This window comes from Microbacterium umsixpiens, from assembly GCF_053543675.1.
The window spans coordinates 1-3,799 of sequence record NZ_JBLVOH010000052.1 but is presented as its reverse complement, the minus strand read 5'-3'; the positions used below and the strand labels follow the sequence as shown (position 1 = coordinate 3,799).

Sequence of the window (3,799 nt, the reverse complement as noted above, 5' to 3'; positions counted from 1 at the left end):
GCTCGACATGTCGCCGGAGTCGTCGCAGAGCTTCTTCGGCGCGAGCGGACTGGGAGGGCACGGAGACGCCGATGTGCTTGACTTCTTCGTGGGGAAGCAGATCGTGGGCTCCGACCGCCCGGGTCTGCCCCTCTGATCGAAGGAGCACGGATGAGCGAGCGTGACGACGCGCCGCACGACTTCTCCCGTGCCGTCCTGCAGCCGGTCTCCGGCTATCAGGCGGTCGCCGGGTTCCTGCGGCGCGAGATGGCGCTCGGCCGCATCCGCCCCGGCGATCGGCTTCCGCCGGAGCGTCGGCTCGCGGAGCAACTCGGCGTCTCGCGCGAGACGTTGCGTCAAGCCTTGCGGATACTCGAGGGCAGCGGGCAGATCGTGATCTCGCGCGGTGCGTCCGGTGGGGCGTTCGTGCAGGATGCCGCCCTCGACCCGCGGCTCATCCGCGAGGAGGTGCGCACGCGTTCGGCTGAGATCGGTGAGCTCACCGAGTTCCGCTCGATCGTCGAGTCCGGTGGGGCGGCGCTGGCTGCGAACCGCCGCAGTGACGCCGACCTGGAGGCGATGGCGCTGGCGCAGCGCGACCTCGCCGCCGCCGGCACGAAGGCCGAGTCCCGCATCGCCGACACCGACTTCCACATCGCCCTCGCCGAGGCCTCCGGAAACTCCTTCGTCCGCGATGCGGTCGAGGAGGCGAGGGTTCGCATGTTCGAGCCCGTCGACCTGATGAGCTTCGACTTCGTGAAGGAGTCGAGCTGGCAGGCGCACGAGCAGATCCTCGACGCGGTGCGTCGGGGCGACGCCGAGGCCGCAGATGCCGCGATGCGCGCGCACCTGCGCACCACGCGCGAGGAATTCACGCGCGTCGTCGAATCCTGACGCCCGAGGGGCTCGGGCAGGTCAGCGCGTGGTGAGGCGGGAGAGCTCGGCGACGAACGCGTCGACGTCGGCCTCTTCGGTGTCGAAGCCGCACATCCAGCGCACTTCCTTGCGCGCGGCATCCCAGTCGTAGAAGCGGAACGAGTCGCGGAGCTGGTCGGCGACGCCGTCGGGCAGGATCGCGAAGACGCCGTTGGACTGGGTCGGCTGCGTGAAGTCGACGCCCTGGATGGATCCGTCGGCGATGCCGGCCTCGATCTCGGAACGCAGACGCGCGGCCATGGCGTTCGCGTGCTTCGCGTTGCGCAGCCACAGGTCGCCCTCGAGCAGCGCGATCAGCTGCGCCGACACGAACCGCATCTTCGACGACAGCTGCATGTTGAACTTGCGCGAGTACTTCAGGCCGTCGGCCGCGTCGGGGTTCAGCACCACGATCGCCTCGCCGAGCATCGCGCCGTTCTTGGTGCCGCCGAACGTGAGAACGTCGACGCCGGCGTCGCGCGTGAACGCGCGCAGCGGCAGGTCGAGGGCGGCGGCGGCGTTCGAGAGGCGCGCACCGTCGAGGTGCAGCTTCATGCCGCGCTCGTGCACGTGGTCGGCGATCGCGCGGATCTCGTCGGCCGTGTACAGCGTGCCGAGCTCGGTCGACTGGGTGATCGAGACCACCAGCGGCTGCGCGCGGTGCTCGTCGCCCCAGCCCCAGGCCTCGCGGTCGATGAGCTCGGTGGTGAGCTTGCCGTCGTCGGTGGGGACCGTCAGCAGCTTGAAGCCGCCGATCTTCTCGGGTGCCGCTGCTTCGTCGACGTTGATGTGGGCGGTGGATGCCGCGATCACCGCGCCCCAGCGGGGCAGCATCGACTGCAGCCCGGTGACGTTCGCGCCCGTGCCGTTGAAAACGGGGAACGCCTCGACGCCCTCGCCGAAGTGCGCCTGGAAGACCTCCTGCAGGCGCGCGGTGTACGCATCCTCGCCGTAGGCGCTCTGGTGTCCGCCGTTCGCCGCCGCGATGGCCGCGAGGACCTCGGGGTGGATGCCGGAGTAGTTGTCACTGGCGAAGCCCCGGATCGCGGGGTCATGCTGGATGCTCACCGACCCAGCCTAATTGTCCGCATCGCCCTCGCGGTCCGGGGGAGGGTCTTCCGGATGTCGGATGCCGGCCCTACCCTCGACTTCATGGAGCGCACCGCCGCCACTCGGGCATTCGGCAACGTCCTCGTCAACACGCTCATCGCGAACGTGACGACGAGCTTCCTCTGGTTCGCGCTCACGTTCTGGGTGTACATCGAGACGCAGTCCGTGCTGGCCACGGGCATCATCGGCGGCGCGTACATGCTGTTCGTCGCGTTCTTCGCGATGGCGTTCGGCACGATCGTCGATCGCAACCGCAAGCACACCGTCATGGTGATCTCGAGTGTCATCTCCGCCGCTGCCTTCCTGGTGGCAGGGCTCCTCTACCTCTGGCAGCCCGAGGCGGCACTGCTCGATCTGGGTGGCCCGTGGTTCTGGCTGTTCTCCGGGGTGATCCTCTTCGGCGGTGTGATCGAGCAGCTGCGCAACATCGCGCTGTCCACGACGGTGACTCTGCTGATCCCCGAAGACAAGCGTGCGAACGCCAACGGGCTCGTCGGCACGGTGCAGGGCATCGCCTTCCTCGTCACGAGCGTGTTCTCGGGTCTGTCGATCGGGTTCCTCGGCATGGGATGGACCCTTGCGATCGCGATCGCGGCCATGGCACTCACGTTCGCCCACCTGCTGTTCATCCGCATCCCCGAGGGTGCTCCGGAGCCCGACCCGAACGCATCGAGCGCACTCGACTTCCGCGGCAGCGTGCGGGCGATCCGACTCGCTCCCGGCCTGTTCGCCCTGATCATCTTCTCGACCTTCAACAACCTCATCGGGGGCGTCTACATGGCGCTCATGGACCCGTACGGCCTGACCCTCTTCGATGCGCAGACCTGGGGCTTCGCACTGGCTTTCGCCTCCACCGGCTTCCTGGTGGGCGGCGGCCTGGTGGCGAAGTTCGGGCTCGGCCCCAAGCCCATGCGCACCATGCTGCTCGTCGTGATCGCCATGGGGCTGCTGGGCTCGGTGTTCATGCTGCGGGAGTGGTGGCCGCTGTATGTGATCGGCATGTGGGCCTACATGGCTCTGGTGCCCCCGGTCGAGGCGGCGGAGCAGACCATCATCCAGAAGGTCGTGCCCTACGAACGGCAGGGTCGCGTGTTCGGCGTGGCCGCGGCGATGGAAGCGGCGGCAGCCCCGATCACCGCATTCCTGATCGCCCCGATCGCCGAGTTCCTGATCATCCCCTACATGAACACCCGCGAGGGGCAACAGAGCTGGGGCTGGCTGCTCGGCGAGGGCGAGGCCCGCGGTATCGCGCTGATCTGCCTGTTCGCGGGGCTGATCATGGTCGTGGCCGCGACGCTGGCCTTCTTCACCCGTTCGTACCGCAAGCTCACCGAGCTCTACGCCGAGGCGCCCGAGCAGGAGATCGACCACGGCGAGGACGGCGACGGCGATGCCGGCGACGGCGAACAGGGGGCCGAGGCGGGCGCGCAAGAGGGGCGGGCGAGCGAGCGTCGGCATGCCGAGGCCCCGCCCATCGTGCCGGGAATACCGCCCGAGTCCCGCTGAGCGTCGGGGTTCAGTCGAGGTCGAACACCCGGTCGTTGAGGGCGGTGGCGTCCGTGTCCCAGAGCATGAGGAGCCGTGCGGCCAAGACTTCGGGATCGAGCGACTTGGCGCGGAACACGACGGATGCGGTGCGCAACTGCTCACCGGAATCGCGCGCGGACTTCGCGTACCCCTGCGCGACGGCCCGGGTCCAGGCCTCGCTCGCCGCCTTCACCGCGGCGTAGTTCGCCCCGCCGGCGAGGGGCCGCGCGACCGCCGTCGACGACACGATCGCGAACCGGCCCGCCCC

3 protein-coding genes and 1 pseudogene are annotated in these 3,799 nt (G+C 69.0%); 2 read left to right on the top strand and 2 right to left on the bottom strand.

What is annotated here, in order from left to right:
- The first annotated feature begins 150 nt into the window (after positions 1-150).
- Entirely contained in the window at positions 151-873 is a 723-nt protein-coding gene (locus tag ACNPM4_RS05555; protein ID WP_417506474.1) for a FadR/GntR family transcriptional regulator, read from the top strand.
- A 21-nt stretch (positions 874-894) separates the two neighbouring features.
- Here the strand turns inward: ACNPM4_RS05555 and ACNPM4_RS05550 are convergent, their stop codons facing one another.
- The gene (locus ACNPM4_RS05550) at positions 895-1,962 is read right to left on the bottom strand and encodes a threonine aldolase family protein (RefSeq protein ID WP_372469063.1); all 1,068 of its coding nucleotides are present in this window, start codon (positions 1,960-1,962) and stop codon (positions 895-897) included.
- Between the two features lie 84 nt (positions 1,963-2,046).
- Here ACNPM4_RS05550 and ACNPM4_RS05545 point away from each other — a divergent pair, with 84 nt between their 5' ends.
- Positions 2,047-3,510 (top strand): MFS transporter, encoded by a 1,464-nt coding sequence (locus ACNPM4_RS05545; protein ID WP_448985000.1) that lies wholly within the window; start codon positions 2,047-2,049, stop codon positions 3,508-3,510.
- 10 nt (positions 3,511-3,520) lie between these two features.
- Here ACNPM4_RS05545 and ACNPM4_RS05540 read toward each other — a convergent pair.
- Positions 3,521-3,799 (bottom strand): annotated as a pseudogene (locus ACNPM4_RS05540) (alcohol dehydrogenase); the annotation flags it as partial.